The sequence below is a fragment of the Arthrobacter sp. NPDC057259 genome (assembly GCF_042668995.1).
GTDB lineage: Bacteria > Actinomycetota > Actinomycetes > Actinomycetales > Micrococcaceae > Arthrobacter.
Window position 1 is genome coordinate 150342 of the sequence record NZ_JBHUYA010000004.1, and the last position, 14733, is coordinate 165074.

At 65.6% G+C, this 14733-nt stretch carries 13 protein-coding genes; 9 read left to right on the plus strand and 4 right to left on the minus strand.

Annotation, left to right across the window (positions count from 1 at the left end):
- The first annotated feature begins 44 nt into the window (after positions 1–44).
- Entirely contained in the window at positions 45–899 is an 855-nt protein-coding gene (locus ACFUCU_RS08480) for a polyphosphate kinase 2 family protein (RefSeq protein WP_377971986.1), read from the plus strand.
- Here the strand turns inward: ACFUCU_RS08480 and ACFUCU_RS08485 are convergent.
- Both ACFUCU_RS08485 and xseA read right to left on the minus strand, forming a co-directional pair.
- Positions 896–1138 carry an exodeoxyribonuclease VII small subunit gene (locus ACFUCU_RS08485; RefSeq protein WP_290255813.1) on the minus strand — a complete coding sequence of 81 codons (243 nt, stop codon included), beginning with the start codon at positions 1136–1138 and terminating at the stop codon, positions 896–898. The genes ACFUCU_RS08480 and ACFUCU_RS08485 overlap by 4 nt on opposite strands.
- A 26-nt stretch (positions 1139–1164) precedes the next feature.
- Positions 1165–2451, minus strand: a complete 1287-nt coding sequence (gene xseA / locus ACFUCU_RS08490) for an exodeoxyribonuclease VII large subunit (protein ID WP_377971988.1) — start codon at positions 2449–2451, stop codon at positions 1165–1167.
- Positions 2452–2678: 227 nt separating this feature from the next.
- Between xseA and ACFUCU_RS08495 the strand changes: the two genes are divergently transcribed.
- Both ACFUCU_RS08495 and ACFUCU_RS08500 read left to right on the plus strand, forming a co-directional pair.
- The gene (locus tag ACFUCU_RS08495) at positions 2679–3545 is read left to right on the plus strand and encodes a hypothetical protein (protein ID WP_377971990.1); all 867 of its coding nucleotides are present in this window, start codon (positions 2679–2681) and stop codon (positions 3543–3545) included.
- A 22-nt stretch (positions 3546–3567) separates the two neighbouring features.
- The gene (locus ACFUCU_RS08500) at positions 3568–4659 is read left to right on the plus strand and encodes a 4-hydroxy-3-methylbut-2-enyl diphosphate reductase (protein ID WP_290255810.1); all 1092 of its coding nucleotides are present in this window, start codon (positions 3568–3570) and stop codon (positions 4657–4659) included.
- Between the two features lie 15 nt (positions 4660–4674).
- On the opposite strand, the gene ACFUCU_RS08505 is transcribed toward ACFUCU_RS08500, so the two are convergent.
- Positions 4675–5925 (minus strand): DNA recombination protein RmuC, encoded by a 1251-nt coding sequence (locus tag ACFUCU_RS08505; protein ID WP_377971992.1) that lies wholly within the window; start codon positions 5923–5925, stop codon positions 4675–4677.
- Between the two features lie 77 nt (positions 5926–6002).
- Here ACFUCU_RS08505 and ychF point away from each other — a divergent pair, with 77 nt between their 5' ends.
- On the plus strand, positions 6003–7088 hold the full coding sequence (gene ychF, locus ACFUCU_RS08510; RefSeq protein ID WP_290255808.1) for a redox-regulated ATPase YchF: 1086 nt from the start codon (positions 6003–6005) through the stop codon (positions 7086–7088).
- A gap of 701 nt (positions 7089–7789) precedes the next feature.
- The gene (locus ACFUCU_RS08515; RefSeq protein WP_377971994.1) at positions 7790–10918 is read left to right on the plus strand and encodes an AAA domain-containing protein; all 3129 of its coding nucleotides are present in this window, start codon (positions 7790–7792) and stop codon (positions 10916–10918) included.
- Positions 10919–11166: 248 nt separating this feature from the next.
- Here ACFUCU_RS08515 and ACFUCU_RS08520 read toward each other — a convergent pair whose 3' ends face one another.
- Positions 11167–11667: a DUF4188 domain-containing protein gene (locus tag ACFUCU_RS08520; protein ID WP_377971996.1), complete on the minus strand. Its 501-nt coding sequence runs from the start codon at positions 11665–11667 to the stop codon at positions 11167–11169.
- Between the two features lie 55 nt (positions 11668–11722).
- Here ACFUCU_RS08520 and ACFUCU_RS08525 point away from each other — a divergent pair, with 55 nt between their 5' ends.
- The 4 genes from ACFUCU_RS08525 to ACFUCU_RS08540 all read left to right on the plus strand — a co-directional run bounded on the left by ACFUCU_RS08525 (position 11723) and on the right by ACFUCU_RS08540 (position 14711).
- Positions 11723–12292: a TetR-like C-terminal domain-containing protein gene (locus ACFUCU_RS08525; RefSeq protein ID WP_377971998.1), complete on the plus strand. Its 570-nt coding sequence runs from the start codon at positions 11723–11725 to the stop codon at positions 12290–12292.
- Between the two features lie 132 nt (positions 12293–12424).
- Positions 12425–12949: a hypothetical protein gene (locus ACFUCU_RS08530; RefSeq protein WP_364133111.1), complete on the plus strand. Its 525-nt coding sequence runs from the start codon at positions 12425–12427 to the stop codon at positions 12947–12949.
- Between the two features lie 456 nt (positions 12950–13405).
- Positions 13406–13978 carry a hypothetical protein gene (locus ACFUCU_RS08535; protein ID WP_377972000.1) on the plus strand — a complete coding sequence of 191 codons (573 nt, stop codon included), beginning with the start codon at positions 13406–13408 and terminating at the stop codon, positions 13976–13978.
- A 64-nt stretch (positions 13979–14042) separates the two neighbouring features.
- Positions 14043–14711 carry an SDR family NAD(P)-dependent oxidoreductase gene (locus ACFUCU_RS08540; protein ID WP_377972001.1) on the plus strand — a complete coding sequence of 223 codons (669 nt, stop codon included), beginning with the start codon at positions 14043–14045 and terminating at the stop codon, positions 14709–14711.
- Positions 14712–14733 lie beyond the last annotated feature (22 nt).

Consider the following 14733-nt stretch of genomic DNA (forward strand, 5'->3'; position numbering starts at 1 on the left):
CACCCGTCGCGGCGGCCGGCTGCCCGGACCGGAATGAGGCTGTAATGGCAGACGCCGTGAACTTTGAGAAACATCCCGCCGAGTTGCTGAGGGCGGGCAAGAAGTTCAGCCTGGGCGATGTGGACCCCGGCGCCACCCCCGGGTACAGCGGCGACAAGGCCGCGGGCGAGACCCTGCTCGGCGAACTGGACGGCAAGCTGACCCGGCTCCAGGAGCAGCTCTTCGCGGAGTCACGCGCCGGTGGCAAGAAGCGGGTCCTGCTGGTCCTGCAGGCGATGGACACCGCCGGCAAAGGCGGGATCGTCAACCACGTCATGGGCCAGATGAACCCGCAGGGCGTGCAGTTGAAATCCTTCAAGGCACCCACGCCCGAGGAGCAGTCCTACGATTTTCTGTGGCGGATCGAGAAGGAGGTGCCGGCGGCCGGGATGGTCGGCGTCTTCGACCGTTCCCACTACGAGGACGTCCTGATCCACCGGGTGCACCGCTGGGCCGACGCCGAGGAACTGGACCGCCGCTACCGGGCCATCAACGAATTTGAGGCCCGGCAGGCCGCGGCAGGCACCAAGATCGTCAAGGTGATGCTGCACATCAGCCGGGACGAGCAGCAGCAGCGCCTGCTCGCCCGCCTGGACGATCCGGCCAAGCACTGGAAGTACAGCGGCAACGACCTCAAGGAGCGGGCCTTCTGGGACGACTACATGGACGCCTACCAGGCTGCCTTTGAGCGGACCAGCACCGAGCACGCGCCCTGGCACGTGGTGCCGGCGAACAAGAAGTGGTACGCCCGGATCGCCGTGCAGCAGCTCCTGCTGGACGCGCTGGAGTCCCTGGCCCTGCAGTGGCCCGCCCCGGAGATCGACCTGGACATGGAGCGGGAGCTGGTCCGGCGCTCCTAGCCCTCGTCGGCCGCCTGCTCCTTTGCGGCGGCCAGGCGCTTCCGGGCACCCTCCAGCCACTGCTCGCAGCGCTTGGCCAGTGCCTCGCCGCGTTCCCACAGGGCGAGTGAGTCTTCGAGGCTGACCCCGCCGGCTTCCAGCTTGCCGACGACCGCGACGAGCTGTTCGCGGGCCTCCTCGTAGCTGAGGGCGTCGAGGTCGGTGTGGGTGGTGGGCGTTGCCGCGCTGTCCGCTGCCATGGTGGTTCTCCTGGTGGTCTGTTGGGTTAGTCGTCGGTGGGTTCGGCGCCGCCGGTGGACCGGGCGGTGAATTTTCCGCCGGCCACCCGGATGGCCAGGGCGGTGCCGTCCGGGGCCTCCTCGGGGGAGCGGATGACCTCGTGCCGGGCCCCGGGTTCGACGATGCCGTCGTCCAACTGGACCACGGCATAGCCGCGGTCCAGGGTTTTCTGCGGGGACAGGGCCCGGATTTGCGCTTTGAGATGCACCAGCTTGTCCGCGGCGCGGACCACCGCCGTGGTGATCGCGGAGTGCGAGCGGTTCTTGAGCCGCTCGACGTCGTCGTGGCGGGTGGTGATCATCCCCTCCGGGGCGGAGAGGACGGGCCGGGACCGCAGCGATGCCAGCCGGTCCGTTTCGCGGTCGACCAGCCGGCCGACGCCGCGCCGCAGGTGTTCGCGGGCCTGCCGGACCCGGGCGAGTTCCTCCGCCACGTCGGGCACGATCCGCTTGGCCGCGTCGGTGGGGGTGGAAGCGCGCAGGTCGGCGACGTCGTCGAGGATGGGCCGGTCCGCCTCGTGGCCGATCGCGCTGACCACCGGGGTCGACGCCACGGAGACGGCGCGGATGAGCTCCTCGCTGCTGAACGGCAGGAGATCCTCGAGGGAGCCGCCGCCGCGGGCGATCACAATGACGTCCACCCCCGGATGGGCGTCGAGCTCCCGGAGCGCGCCGAGGACCTGCGCGACGGCGGTGTTGCCCTGGACGGCGACCTCACGGACTTCGAACTCGACGGCGGGCCAGCGCAACGCCGCGTTGCGGAGCACATCCTTCTTGGCGTCCGAGTCCCTGCCGGTGATCAGCCCGATCCGGTGGGGCAGGAGCGGCAGCCGTTTCTTGCGGGATTCGGCAAAGAGCCCCTCGGCGGCCAGCGCCTGGCGGAGCCGCTCGATCCGCGCCAGCAGGTCACCGAGCCCCACCGGGCGGATGTCTTTGACCGACATGTTCAGCCGGCCGGTCTTCAGCCAGAACTCGGCCTTGATCAGGGCCACGACGCGTGAGCCGCGCTCCAGCGGGGTCGCCTGCCGGTCCAGGACGCTGCTCCAGACCGACGCCGGCAGGGAGATCTCCGCGTCGATGTCCCGGAGGGTCAGGTAGGCGTTGGAGCCGCGGCGGTTCAGTTCGATGACCTGTCCCTCCACCCACGCCGATGGTGCCCGGTCGATGTAGCCCTTCAGCTTCTGGGAGAGCAGCTGCAGCGGCCACGGATTGTCCGGGCTGGTGCCGGCGGCAGTGGCCGGCAGCGTAGAGGCCTCGGCGGTCTCCTCAGACATGCCGGCGGCTGTCGACGCGGGGTGCCAGGTGCATGGTTGCGGGTCCTTCGGTGGTGGTCGCGGAACGATTCCGGCGGCGGGGCCGGCTTCAACTCTATCCATAGCAATACCAGCGGCGTCCGACTTTATAACGGCAGGCCTCCTGGTGGCGGGGCGCGCGGTGGTTTTACCGTCCGCCCGGGCTCACCCGTAGGATGGCTTCACTCCCAACCCACCAGGAGACTTTCGTGCGCACTTTTGTCTCGGCCATCGCCGTGCTGATCGGCCTGGCCTTGTCCGCGGTCGCCGTCCCCGCCCTCTGGGTGGACCGCAACATCGTCCAGGAGGACGGGTTTGTTGCCCTGACCGCTCCGCTGGGCAAGGATCCCGCCTTCCAGCAGGGCCTGGCGACGGCGGCGGTGAACGGTATCGGCACCGGCCAGCAGCAGCTCCCGGATGCGCTGGCCAACCTGATCAAACCGATCCTGACCGACGCGGCGAAGTCCCTTACCACCGCTCCGGGCTACGCGGACGCCTGGGCGGAGACTCTCCGCCGCAGTCACCGGCTGAGCTTTGCGGACCCGTCGACCCTGCCCCCGGAAACCGACGGCGCTACCTCCCTGACCCTCGACGTCGCACCGTTGGTGGGTCTGGTGGTGAAAAGGATCACCGAGGCTTCCCCGCTGCCCCTGTCGCTGAAGGCCCCCGACACGGTCCGGATCAACATCGGGCAATCCAGCCAGCGCCAGATGATCGAACGCGTGTCCGCCTATGCGCCGATGGGAACGCCCGTGGCAGTGGGGGCGGCCATCGCCTTCCTCCTGGCTTTTGTCGCTGCCCGCCGCAAGTGGACCGTTCTGGCCGGTATGGGCCTGGGAGCGCTCGTGCTGGCCGCGGTGTGGAAGTTCGGCTCGGACCTGGCCGGGAAGGCTGTCCTGGCGACCTCGGGCGGCAACGACGTCGCGGGCATCTTCAAGCGCGAATTCGTAGACGCCGCCACCGCGAACTTCGGGCAGTGGATCATCGCCGCCCTGGTGGCCGGCGGTGCGCTGCTGGTGGCCGGCATCGTGCTCCGCGTCGTCGCCCCGCGCAGGCGGCTCACGGCCCGGCCGTAGCGAACACCGGTAGCATGGGGACATGACGTCCACCGCTGTTTCCATTCCGATGCCCTCCGTTCCGCGCCGGCGGCGTTCGCCGGAGGAAATCCTGGCCGCGGCCCCCGTTTCCGGGCCCAAGCGCGTGCTGCTGGCGGCCCCGCGCGGTTACTGCGCCGGCGTTGACCGCGCCGTGATCGCCGTGGAAAAGGCGCTCGAGCACTACGGGCCGCCGGTCTACGTGCGGAAGCAGATCGTCCACAACGTCCACGTGGTCAGCTCGCTGGAGGAGAAGGGGGCCATCTTCGTCGACGAAACCGACGAGGTCCCCGAGGGCGCCCTGGTGATCTTCTCCGCGCACGGCGTGGCTCCCTCCGTGGTGCAGTCCGCCGAGGACCGTGGCCTCCGCACCATCGATGCGACCTGCCCGCTGGTGACCAAGGTCCACCGCGAGGCCGTGCGCTTCGCCAAGGACGACTTCGACATCCTGCTGATCGGCCACGACGGCCACGAGGAGGTCGAGGGCACCGCCGGCGAGGCCCCCGAACACATTCAGATCATCAACGGCCCGCACGAGGTGGACAAGGTCACCGTCCGGGACCCGGAGAAGGTCATCTGGCTCTCGCAGACCACGCTCAGCGTTGACGAAACCATGGAGACGGTCCGGCTGCTGAAGGAACGCTTCCCGACCCTGCAGGATCCGCCCAGCGACGACATCTGCTACGCCACCACCAACCGGCAGGTGGCGATCAAGAAGATCTCGCCGCAGGCAGACCTGGTGATCGTGGTGGGTTCGGCCAACTCCTCCAACTCTGTCCGGCTGGTGGAGGTGGCCCTGGAGTACGGCGCGAAAGCCTCCTACCGGGTGGACTTCGCCAACGAGGTCGACGAGTCCTGGTTCGAGGGCGTCGCCACCGTCGGCGTCACCTCCGGCGCCTCCGTGCCCGAGGTCCTGGTCCAGGAGGTGCTCCGGCTTCTGGCCGACTACGGCTACGGCACCGTGGAGGAAGTCGTTACCGCGGAGGAAGACCTGCTGTTCTCGTTGCCCAAGGAACTGCGGGCCACGCTCAAGCAGGCCGGCGATGTTTCCCGCGCCCTGGGCGGCCGCGGGTCACGCCCCGCGGCCGGTTCCTAGGGCTTAGTTGAATTCCTAGGCAGCGGACTCTCCCGCTTCGGCCGGTCCGGCTGCGGCCACGGCGGGGGCCTCGTACTGGAGCTCCGGCGCGGCCACGGAGCGCGGTGTCACCTCGACGGTGACCGGTGCGGCGAGCCCGGCGGTGTCCATGGCATTGAGTTTGCGCGCCGTCGGAAGCACCCGGGCCTCAAGGGTTCCCACCATCGAGTTGTACCGGTCCACGGACGTCTTGAGGGAGGAACCCAGCTTGGAGACGTTCTCGCCCAGGGTGCCCATCCGCTCGTAAAGCTGCTGGGCCAGTTCGAACAGCTCCCGCGCGCTGTCGGTCAGCACGTCCTGCCGCCAGGTGAAGGCCACGGACTTCAGGACGGCCAGCAGCGTGCCGGGGGAGGCCAGCACCACGTTGCGGGACAGGGCGTAGTCCAGCAGGGCCGGATCAGCCGTCAGGGCCGCGGCCAGGATGGATTCGGCCGGCAGGAAACAGATCACCAGTTCCGGGGCGTTGCCGGGGATGTCCCAGTACTTCTTGCCGCTCAGCGCATCCACATGGGACTTCAGCGCCTTGGCGTGCGCCACCAGCAACGGGCCCTGCCCCGCGGTCCCCGCTGAGGCGTGGCCGGCCCGGCCGGAGGCGCCGAGTTCCTGCGCCTCAAGATAGGCGGTTAGCGGGACCTTGGCGTCCACCACGAGTTGCTTCGCGCCGGGGAGCTGGACCACGAGGTCCGGCCGGACGGCGGTGTCCGAGCCGCTGCTGTGGACCTGCTCGTGGAAGTCCACGTGCCGCAGCATGCCGGCCGCCTCGACGACGCGGCGCAGCTGCACCTCGCCCCACTGGCCGCGCGCACTGTTCGACCGCAGGGCGGATTCCAGAGCGTGGGTGGAGCGCAGCAGCTGCTCATCCGAGAGCCTGGCTTCCTGCAGCTGCTGGGCGAGCTGGCCATACTGCTCAAGGCGGTCCCGCTCCAGCAGCGAGACCTGCTGCTGCACGGCGGAAAGCTTCTCGGCCACGGGCGCCAGGGCGCGCAGCACACTGCCGTCCTGCGCCCGCGCGTCACCCAGCTCGCGGTTCTGCGCGGCGAGGAGCCGGCGTTCGGCGTCGGCCGCGGCAAGCTGGGCCGTGGTCTCGGAAAGCCGGGCGGACAGCCCGTCGAAGTCCTGCTCGAGGCCAATCGCGCGGCGGCGGAGTACGACGAAGGCGAAACCGCCGCCGGCGGCGGCCCCGATGAGCAGCATCAGGAGGGCAAGAATGAGTGCGAAAGCGTCCATGCCTTCACTCTGGCACGCACCTCTGACAGTTTTAGCCAGCGACGCCGGGGAGCCGTTTACCGGTAGAATCAATCCTCGTGGCTCTTACTATTGGCATCGTCGGACTGCCCAACGTCGGCAAATCAACTCTTTTCAACGCACTGACCCGCAACCAGGTGCTCGCGGCGAACTACCCGTTCGCCACCATCGAGCCCAACGTCGGCGTCGTGAACCTGCCGGACCCGCGGCTGGAGAAGCTGGCCGAGATTTTCGGCTCCCAGCGCATCCTGCCGGCCGCCGTGTCCTTCGTTGACATCGCCGGCATCGTCAAGGGCGCGTCCGAGGGCGAAGGCCTGGGCAACCAGTTCCTCGCCAACATCCGTGAGGCCGAGGCCATCGCCCAGGTGGTGCGCGTTTTCGACGACCCCGATGTCATCCACGTCGACGGCAAGGTCGATCCCCGCTCGGACATGGAAACGATCAACACCGAGCTGATCCTCGCTGACCTGCAGACCATCGAGAAGGCCATCCCGCGGATCGAAAAAGAAGTCAAGATCAAGAAGCGCGAGGCTGCCGAGCTGGCGGCCGTCAAGGCGGCCCAGACGGTCCTGGAGCGCGGCGACACCATCTTCTCGTCGATCAAGAGCGACAAGCTGGAAATGGAACACCTGAAGGAGCTGGGCCTGCTGACGGCCAAGCCCTTCATCTATGTCTTCAACGCCGATGAGGGCATCCTCGGCAGCCCCGAGAAGCAGGATGAACTGCGCGCCCTCGTGGCTCCCGCCGACTGCATCTTCCTCGACGCCAAGCTCGAGTCCGACCTCGTCGAACTCGACGAGGCAGAGGCCCGGGAGATGCTGGAAATGAACGGCCAGGACGAGTCCGGCCTGGACCAGTTGGCCCGCGTCGGCTTCCACACCCTGGGGCTGCAGACCTACCTCACTGCCGGTCCCAAAGAGACCCGCGCGTGGACCATCCACCAGGGCGACACGGCCCCGCAGGCCGCCGGCGTCATCCACTCGGACTTCCAGCGCGGCTTCATCAAGGCCGAGGTGGTCTCCTTCGACGACCTGATCGATGCCGGTTCCATGGCCGAGGCCAAGTCCCGCGGCAAGGTCCGGATCGAAGGCAAGGAATACGTCATGGCCGACGGCGACGTGGTGGAATTTAGATTTAACGTGTAGTTCAATCCCTTGATGCAGTGGAAGTGCCGCCCTACGTGAAAACGTATTAGGGCGGCATTTCTTGTAGGTGGAGCGAGGGGTTTATTGTCCAGCCCTCGTAGATTTCGTTCGTTATCGCCCTTGGGTCTTGAAAGGATGGGCGACACAGGCCTCGTTTAGTGCGTGAGACCGTCGATAAGTCTCCTGCAGTGATTTCCCGCTAGGGACTTGTCTTTTTGCCTAGATAGGTAGAGATGGTTGTGGCATATATTTACTCGGTCAGTAGGTGCGAAATAGGTCACGGTGGAAGCAAGGTCATCGACAAGGGTCGAATAGTGAATTGCTGCCGCTGGGTATTAATCACAAATCGAACGAGGCGAACGGCGGAGCTTACGACGAGGGCGCGGCTGTCGATAAGTCTGCGTAGGCGACACTGCCGACACAGCCCTCTAAACGTGGTGTAGGGCGGTGAGGCATTGGCCATCATTCTTACGAAAGGCAGCACAATCACGAAAATGGACCAGCGCCAACGGCAGGGACAGCAAAGCGATTCGCGCTGCTGTTCTACGGCCGGTGCTGGAGGGAATCCTCAACGCAGGCTGAAACGACAAGGCGAGACGGCCCCAGCGGTATCATCATGAGCCGCCTTATAAATCGCCGCGGTATGGCGTCCATCGGCCCGAAGCGGACAGTGGGTTCGAGGAAGACAAAGGAGCTCCACAATGGCAGACCCGTTTCGGGTTGCGGACTATTTTTCGCAGGTTATCAAGCGCGGCGACTTGGAAGCGGTGACCTTCGAGGACTCTTCCAAATACTTGGCGGTGACTCGAGAGCAGCTCGCCACAGGTTCCTTGAGCGTTGAGGATACCGCGACGCTGTTCTCCCACCACAAGGAGGAGGTACACGGCCTCCGCACTGCGCCGAAAGGTACACCCAGCGCCGAGCAAACCGCCGCGACAGAGTCTGTCCAGGACGCGCCAATCTCTGTGGTGGTATCACTGGTTTCGCAGTCGGCCAAGAATGGGACAGCACAAAATGGCCTCCTGCTGTTAGAGGGAAAGTTGTTCCGAGATGGACGGCTGGAGCCGGAACTCAAAACGGCGTCTTCTCCGTGGATACCGGCGGAACGCCTGGAATCCCCTTCGATAACGGGGGAAAAGCTAACAATTGGATCCCTGAGTGACTATTGGAAGTATGCACGTTCCGTGCTCGGAGCCGGCATCTCCCAGACGGTGTCTTTTGCTGATGCGATGAAGCTGACGACACGGATGTTTGAGGACGTCGCGGGGGACACCGTTGAGGAATTCGCAGCGAAGCATGGTCCGGGCGAAGGTGCGATCCAGTACGAGCTGGGCTATGTCCAGAACGCCGACCGGATTAATGCCGCGGGTTCGCTTCTGAAGGTCTACGACTTCCTCAGTAGGCAAAAGAAGATGCCTGCGCTGGTGGAGCGGCTGTCCAAGGGGTGGGGGAACGGGAGGCTTCACGAGACAGGAATACATGCGGGTGAGGGGCTTTACGCGGCCGCACTGAACTCCTGCGGGTCGATGAGCGACGGATTTCCACTGACGGATTCGCAGCGCCGTGCAGTGCATGCGTTCCTCGACGGGGCCGGCAGCGAGGTCACTGCCGTCAGCGGCCCGCCCGGCACGGGCAAGACAACGATGCTGCAGGCGGTCGTGGCTAACCTCATGACACGCCGTGCGCTGGAACAGGGGGCGCCGCCTGTCATCGTGGGTACGTCCACCAACAACCAGGCCGTCACCAACATCATCTCCTCGTTCGCTTCCGTCACGAAGGACAAGCCCGGTCCGCTGGACTTCCGTTGGTTGCCGCAGGAGGAGAACGGCCACGCCCGTGCCGGGAAATCGCTCCAGTCACTGGCGGTCTACTGCCCCTCCCAGAAGAAACTAACCGACGCGAAAAGGAAGTTCCTGGTCGAGCAAAAGGATAAGAGCCAGACGTACTCCGCTTACAGCAGCGACGCATACATTGCGGAGGCGAAGGATTGCTTCGCGATGAGCTTCCATGCCTATTTCGGCGAACTCACTGACATCCCCGAGTTGCCGCAGCTGATTCATAATGCGCTGATAAAGGTGGACAGGTATCGCATCAACCTGATCGAGACCATGTCGTCCCAGGGGCAGTCAGACGATTACATCTCCCTGTGCAGCGAGGTGGAGGCATCTCCTCTTCTCCGAGCGATCAGCCACGTGACGGAGTTGAAGTACTGCACCAGCCTGGAACAGCTCGATCAAAAGCTCGACGTGACCCTGCGGTATGCGGAGTTCTGGCTTGCCGTGCATTATTTCGAGGCGCAGTGGCTCCTCGCCGACTTCATCAAACAAGACGACCGGTGGAAGACTGCCCCGGATGTCATGGAGCGCTACTGGCGGCAGGCTGCGGGCCTCACGCCCTGCTTCGTGATGACCGTCTATCAGGTGCCAAAGTACTTCGAGCTCTATACGAAGCCCGGGGAACCGAGCCGTTTCGCCGTCGGCCGCATTGACCTGCTGATTGTCGACGAGGCGGGCCAGGTGGATACTCCACTCGGCTGGCCGGTTTTCGCGCTGGCCAGACGTGCTCTGGTTGTGGGCGACGAGAAGCAGCTGGCACCGATATGGTCCATCGATGAGCTGACGGACAGCGAAGTGGCGGAGAGAGCAGGCATTCCCCTGCAGGAGTGGTCGGAGGATCTGCGGGAACGAGGTCTGACGTGCTCGGCACCGTCAAGCCTGATGCGGGCGGCAAGCCACGCCTCCAGTTGGAACTATGGCACGGGGTCTCCGGGGCTGTTCCTCGCGGAGCATTTCCGGTGCCATCCGGACATCATCGGATTCTGCAACACGCTGTTGTACGACGGGATGCTTCAGTCGAAGCGTCTTTCGAGCTCCTCGAAACTTGACGGCGAGTCAGCCGCTTTTATGTGGGCCGACGTGCCGGGATCGCATGATTCCCGGCAGGGATCGAGCCGTAGGAACCAGAAGGAGGCGGAGGCTGTCGCCGCATGGATCGTGGAGAACTACGCGCACTACTTTGACATTTACTTCTCCACAGAGCCCGATGTGAACAAGCGGGTAAGTGGGGATGCCCTGATCGGCGTCGTGACTCCGTTCAGCGCCCACGCCCGGCTGATCACCGCGGAGCTAAGGAAAGCAGCGGAGGCAGCGGACGCCTCGGCCCGTCTGCCGGACCAATTGTGGAAAAAAGTCACAGTGGGTACGGCGCACCGGCTGCAAGGGGCGGAGCGCCCAATTGTCCTGTTCTCCGCTGTGTACGGGCAGGACAGTGCGCAGGCAACGTTCGTCGACCAGAACCCTGAGCTGATGAACGTGGCGGTCTCCCGTGCGAAGGACCTCTTTATCGTTTTCGCGGCGGCGAACCGATGGAACAACGGAAAAGTGTTTGGCGTGATGTCGAGGTTCGCGCAGCGGTCCAATGCGGTCCTCGCCCTTCGTGAGGACCCCCTAATTAGCCTGGAGGAAGGATGGACCGCCTCGACTCCCACCACCCTCGTAGCCGGGTCCTCACAGACCGTGGGGCGGACCCGGGCGCTGGAGCCGGGTGCTGCCGCGGTGTCGTTGACTGTCGTTTTGAAGGGCTGGCGCGAGGCGGGCGAGCTTCGTGACGAGGACGCCGGCATGAAAACCTCAGCTCTCAACGCGCGGCTCAGTGAAGCAGGGGTCCTCATCGGTGAGTCAGGCGCGTGGGAGCCATCGAAGCTGGCTCGCGCACTGGGTGTGGTGGTTGAACAGCGGCATAACGCCCGGGGTGAGCAGTACGAGTCCATTGAGTACACGCCGCAAATGCAGGAGTTGTTGCTTCGGCTCTACCGCGAAGGGAAGCTCTGATCGTCGGCCGACCCGTCCGCTGTCCGGGCGTCCTATCAGGAGAGGGGTCCTGCGTATCGATCCCAAATGGGTCCGCAAGATCTTGGTGATGCCCTAGATGGTTTTTCGCTACGGAACGTGGTGGAGTTCCGCTTCAACGTCTAGTCCGCGAAGTAATGGCCGCCGGGAACACCTGTTCCCGGCGGCCATCCGCTCTTTTGGGCTTCCGAGCGAAAACGAAGCCGCCTGCCGGCCTCGGCTGAGACGCCTCATTCGGCCAGAGGACCATGCGCCCTGTCTGCCTCCAAACGCTGGCGGGCGGTGTTGAGTCCTGCCCCGACCGGGGCGTGGCCGGTCGCTGCTGCCAGCCCGAAGGCCGGCATGTCGCTGTACATGCTTTCCCTGCCACCCGGGATCGTCTCGTAGGTCTCATGCCAGATTCCGACGTCGCCGGTGCCGGCTGATTCCCGCATGAACCGGCGCCAGGGCTCAAGGTGCGGTGCGGATCGGTCCGCCGCGAACCGCTGCAGATGCTCGGGGCTCTTCCAGTAGGTGACCATGATGGTGGTCCTGCCAAACCATTGCTGGTAGCCCAGCAGCCCGGCCTCCGGCGTCCTGGCCAGGTAGCCAAGCATCGTGGGCATGGACGCCGCCACCTGTGCCACCTTCCCGAGTTTCCACCATCGGTTCGCCCGCATCCCGATCAGGAAGACTGTCACCGGTCCTTCGGGAGCCGCCGTGAATCGCCCTGTGTGAACGTGATCCGTCATGTCTCATTCCTTTCCATAACAGTGTTACAGAACAGTGTTATGGAATACTGGTCCCATGGCAAGACCCGTAGTTCATGACGACAACCTGCGGCGGAGGCTGCTCGACGCCGCCGCCTCCCTGATCGCCCGCGACGGCGCCGCGGGCGTATCGCTGCGCGGTCTGGCCGCTGCCGCGGGGACATCGACGACGGCGGTGTATTCACTCTTCGGGGGTAAAGCGGAACTGCTGAGTGCCGTACTCGACGACGGCTTCGCGTCCTTCGCTGCCTCCCAGAGGGACGCGGCCGACGGCGGCGTCGAAGCATTAGGGCTGGCCTATCGGGCCTGGGCCTTGGAGCATCCTGTCCTCTACGGCCTGATGTTCGGGGGGGCGCTGACCAGCCAGGTGCCTTGCCGGCCGACACCCGGAGCCGCTGAACCGGCGATGGAGCCGCTGTTCGCCGCAGTCGAGGCTGCGCTGCCCGGAGCCCCGGGGGATGAGATCGCCTCGATGGTGGGCGCGGTGTGGGGCCAAGTGCATGGGATGGTGTCACTGGAAATTGCCGGGGCGCCGGCGGCTGGCTGGACGTGGGAAGCGGCCTATGATGCCGCCCTCAGGCAAATTAGCCGCTCGCTGGGACGGTAGGGAAGGACCTTGGCCTCATGCGAAGGCAGGCCGGACGTGGAGGTCTAACCGCTGTCGATCCGGATCCCCGAGTCATCCACATACGGTAGAACCCTGATGGGCGCAGCCTGCTGTCCGTGCAGGATTAGTTCCATGGGAATCCGGTACTACGCCTACGCATTTGACAGTGATCAGGCGGCGCAAGCACTTGCTGATCCACGCACCGTGATCGGCCCCGACCCGCTCGCGGATGCGTTCGGCCTTGAGCGTGGCTTCATTCAGGGCTATACAGACCTCCGGCAATCCCTGCCGGAGCGTGACCTCCTCTACCTCGACAAAGCATGGCCGTATTTGCAGCGGCTCACTGGTCCGCCCTCGCCAGGTGCTGCGGCCCGAGCTTCCTACCGGATGTTCGAAGGACATGTGACACACGCCGGCGATGGTCTTACCTGGCACCCTTGGGTGCGCGCGCTTCCGCCGCACGAAGTCGCATTGATCGCCAGAGACCTTGAGGCGATCGACGGCCACGCCATCAACGTCGCTCTGGGCGGGTCCTGCTCGCCCGGCCACACGCTGGAGTCCGAGGCGGCCTACGTCAACGCTTTCCTTGATAGAGCGAAAGTCTTCGCCAGCACGGCCGCCTCGGACGGGCGCGGATGTGCTTACCTGATCGGCTGACAAGAGTTCAGAAGCAACGGACCGACGTTAGAGGGGGGCACACGAAGTGAGTCATGGGGGATACGCCTCACGGAGCAGGGCGGACAGCTCAGGCGATTTGTCAGGGAACTCGGGGCATGCGAATGATCCCGGGAGCGATTGGTGAGCTGCTGATGAACCGCCCGCCTGGTAAAGAGTGCCCCGGTACGTTTGCCGGGCTCGGTCTTTGATCCAGCGCTCAGAGTTATCTCGACGCGGCGCAGCGCAACCTTGAGATGTCGCTTACGGAGCTTCTGTTGGCGGCCTGACCCCTTCAAGGGCCGTTCCCTGTGAATGCCTCCTATTCGGGTTTCCCTTCCTGCCTCCATGGGTATCGGGATGCTGCTCAGGTCGCTCTCGGTAACGTCGAGGATAATGGCGCCTAGGCCGCACTGTGGCTGCGTAGTCCGCGATGACAGGCACGACGAAAGGAACCCCATGAATCCTGACCAGAGCAAGTCCGCCGACGTGAACGCCAAACTGCCGGTCGAGGACCCGACCGGCCAAGACCCGGCGGCGAACGACCCGGACGCCGAGGCGAAGCTGCAGCTCCAGCTGGCGATCTTCGAGGTCAGTAAGGACTCCAAGGGCAGGAGCCACGACGAGATCATCAAGCGGCTGCGGGCCGCTTTCGCCGACCACGGCGTGGACGAACCGCCCTTTACGTGGCTGGAGTCCGTGGCATCGTCGGCCTACTACGGTGAGCCGTACATCATCGACTTCCCCACGGCCCTGGCCGCGGACGACGTCGTCGCCGCGCCGAATGAACAGGTCCGGGAGCGTCTCGAGACGCGCCGCGAGCTCCGTAGGGAGAAGCTGCCGCCGGGAATCTTCCCCTCAGCTTCAGACTGGAACGTGCCCGAAGTCGCGAGGCGCGGCCTGGAAGCCCCGGCAAACACGTCCGCTCCGGCATCGAGGAACACGATTCTGCTGGCCGTCGCGGGAGCCGCGGTCGCGGCGGGGGTAGTGGCCTTGATCGTCCGGGCATCCAGGCGGGGCAGGACTGCGTAGCGGGACAGGTTGGTAGTGGCGGGGAACTGGCCACCCTTTCCACTCGGGGCACTAGGATCGAGCCATGACGACACTTGAGGGTGCAGTTGTTCTGGTGCTGGGTGCCACGGGAGGGCTCGGGTCGCGCATCGCCGCCCGGTTGGAGGACGGCGGAGCCGCCGTGGTCCGGTCCTCGCGCTCCGGCGGACAGGATCTGCGCGCGCCCGCGGCGGTCAGGGAAGTGCTTGAGGGCGTGATGGCCCAGCACGGCCGGCTGGACGGGATGGTGGTGGCGTCGGGTGTTGTCGCCTTCGGCGCAGCGGCCGACCTAGACCCGGCAACGGTGGACGAACTCTTCGCCGTGAACACCACCAGTGTCATCGAGTTGATAGCCGGGGCCCAGCCGCACCTGGCGGAGTCGGCGAGGGCGGGCCGGGAGCCGTTCGTCGTCACCCTGAGCGGGGTTGTCGCAGAGGCGCCCGTCGCAGGGCTGGCGCCCTACTCGGCCTCGAAGGCCGGGCTCGCCGCCTTCGCGGTGGCTGCCGGCCGTGAGTTCCGCCGCGCCGGGATCCGGATCCTGGACGCGAGGCCGGGCCATACCGGCACCGCGCTGTCCGAGCATCCGATCGCCGGGCAGGCACCGAAATTCGGCGCGGCGCTGGACCCGGACGCGGTGGCCGCCCGAATTGTCACGGCCATCGTTGACGGCGAGAAAGACCTTCCCAGCACGGCCTTCGCGGGCGGCGCGCCCTGACCCACTGAAGAAAGACCCGAGG

Excerpts from the sequence above, each read along its gene's own strand:
- ACFUCU_RS08515 (WP_377971994.1), top strand. The coding sequence starts at position 7,790 with ATGGCAGACCCGTTTCGGGTTGCGGACTATTTTTCGCAGGTTATCAAG.
- ACFUCU_RS08530 (WP_364133111.1), top strand. The coding sequence starts at position 12,425 with ATGGGAATCCGGTACTACGCCTACGCATTTGACAGTGATCAGGCGGCG.
- ACFUCU_RS08485 (WP_290255813.1), bottom strand. The coding sequence starts at position 1,138 with ATGGCAGCGGACAGCGCGGCAACGCCCACCACCCACACCGACCTCGAC.
- ACFUCU_RS08540 (WP_377972001.1), top strand. The coding sequence starts at position 14,043 with ATGACGACACTTGAGGGTGCAGTTGTTCTGGTGCTGGGTGCCACGGGA.
- ACFUCU_RS08500 (WP_290255810.1), top strand. The coding sequence starts at position 3,568 with ATGACGTCCACCGCTGTTTCCATTCCGATGCCCTCCGTTCCGCGCCGG.
- ACFUCU_RS08535 (WP_377972000.1), top strand. The coding sequence starts at position 13,406 with ATGAATCCTGACCAGAGCAAGTCCGCCGACGTGAACGCCAAACTGCCG.
- ACFUCU_RS08520 (WP_377971996.1), bottom strand. The coding sequence starts at position 11,667 with ATGACGGATCACGTTCACACAGGGCGATTCACGGCGGCTCCCGAAGGA.
- ACFUCU_RS08505 (WP_377971992.1), bottom strand. The coding sequence starts at position 5,925 with ATGGACGCTTTCGCACTCATTCTTGCCCTCCTGATGCTGCTCATCGGG.
- ACFUCU_RS08525 (WP_377971998.1), top strand. The coding sequence starts at position 11,723 with ATGGCAAGACCCGTAGTTCATGACGACAACCTGCGGCGGAGGCTGCTC.
- ACFUCU_RS08480 (WP_377971986.1), top strand. The coding sequence starts at position 45 with ATGGCAGACGCCGTGAACTTTGAGAAACATCCCGCCGAGTTGCTGAGG.
- xseA (WP_377971988.1), bottom strand. The coding sequence starts at position 2,451 with ATGTCTGAGGAGACCGCCGAGGCCTCTACGCTGCCGGCCACTGCCGCC.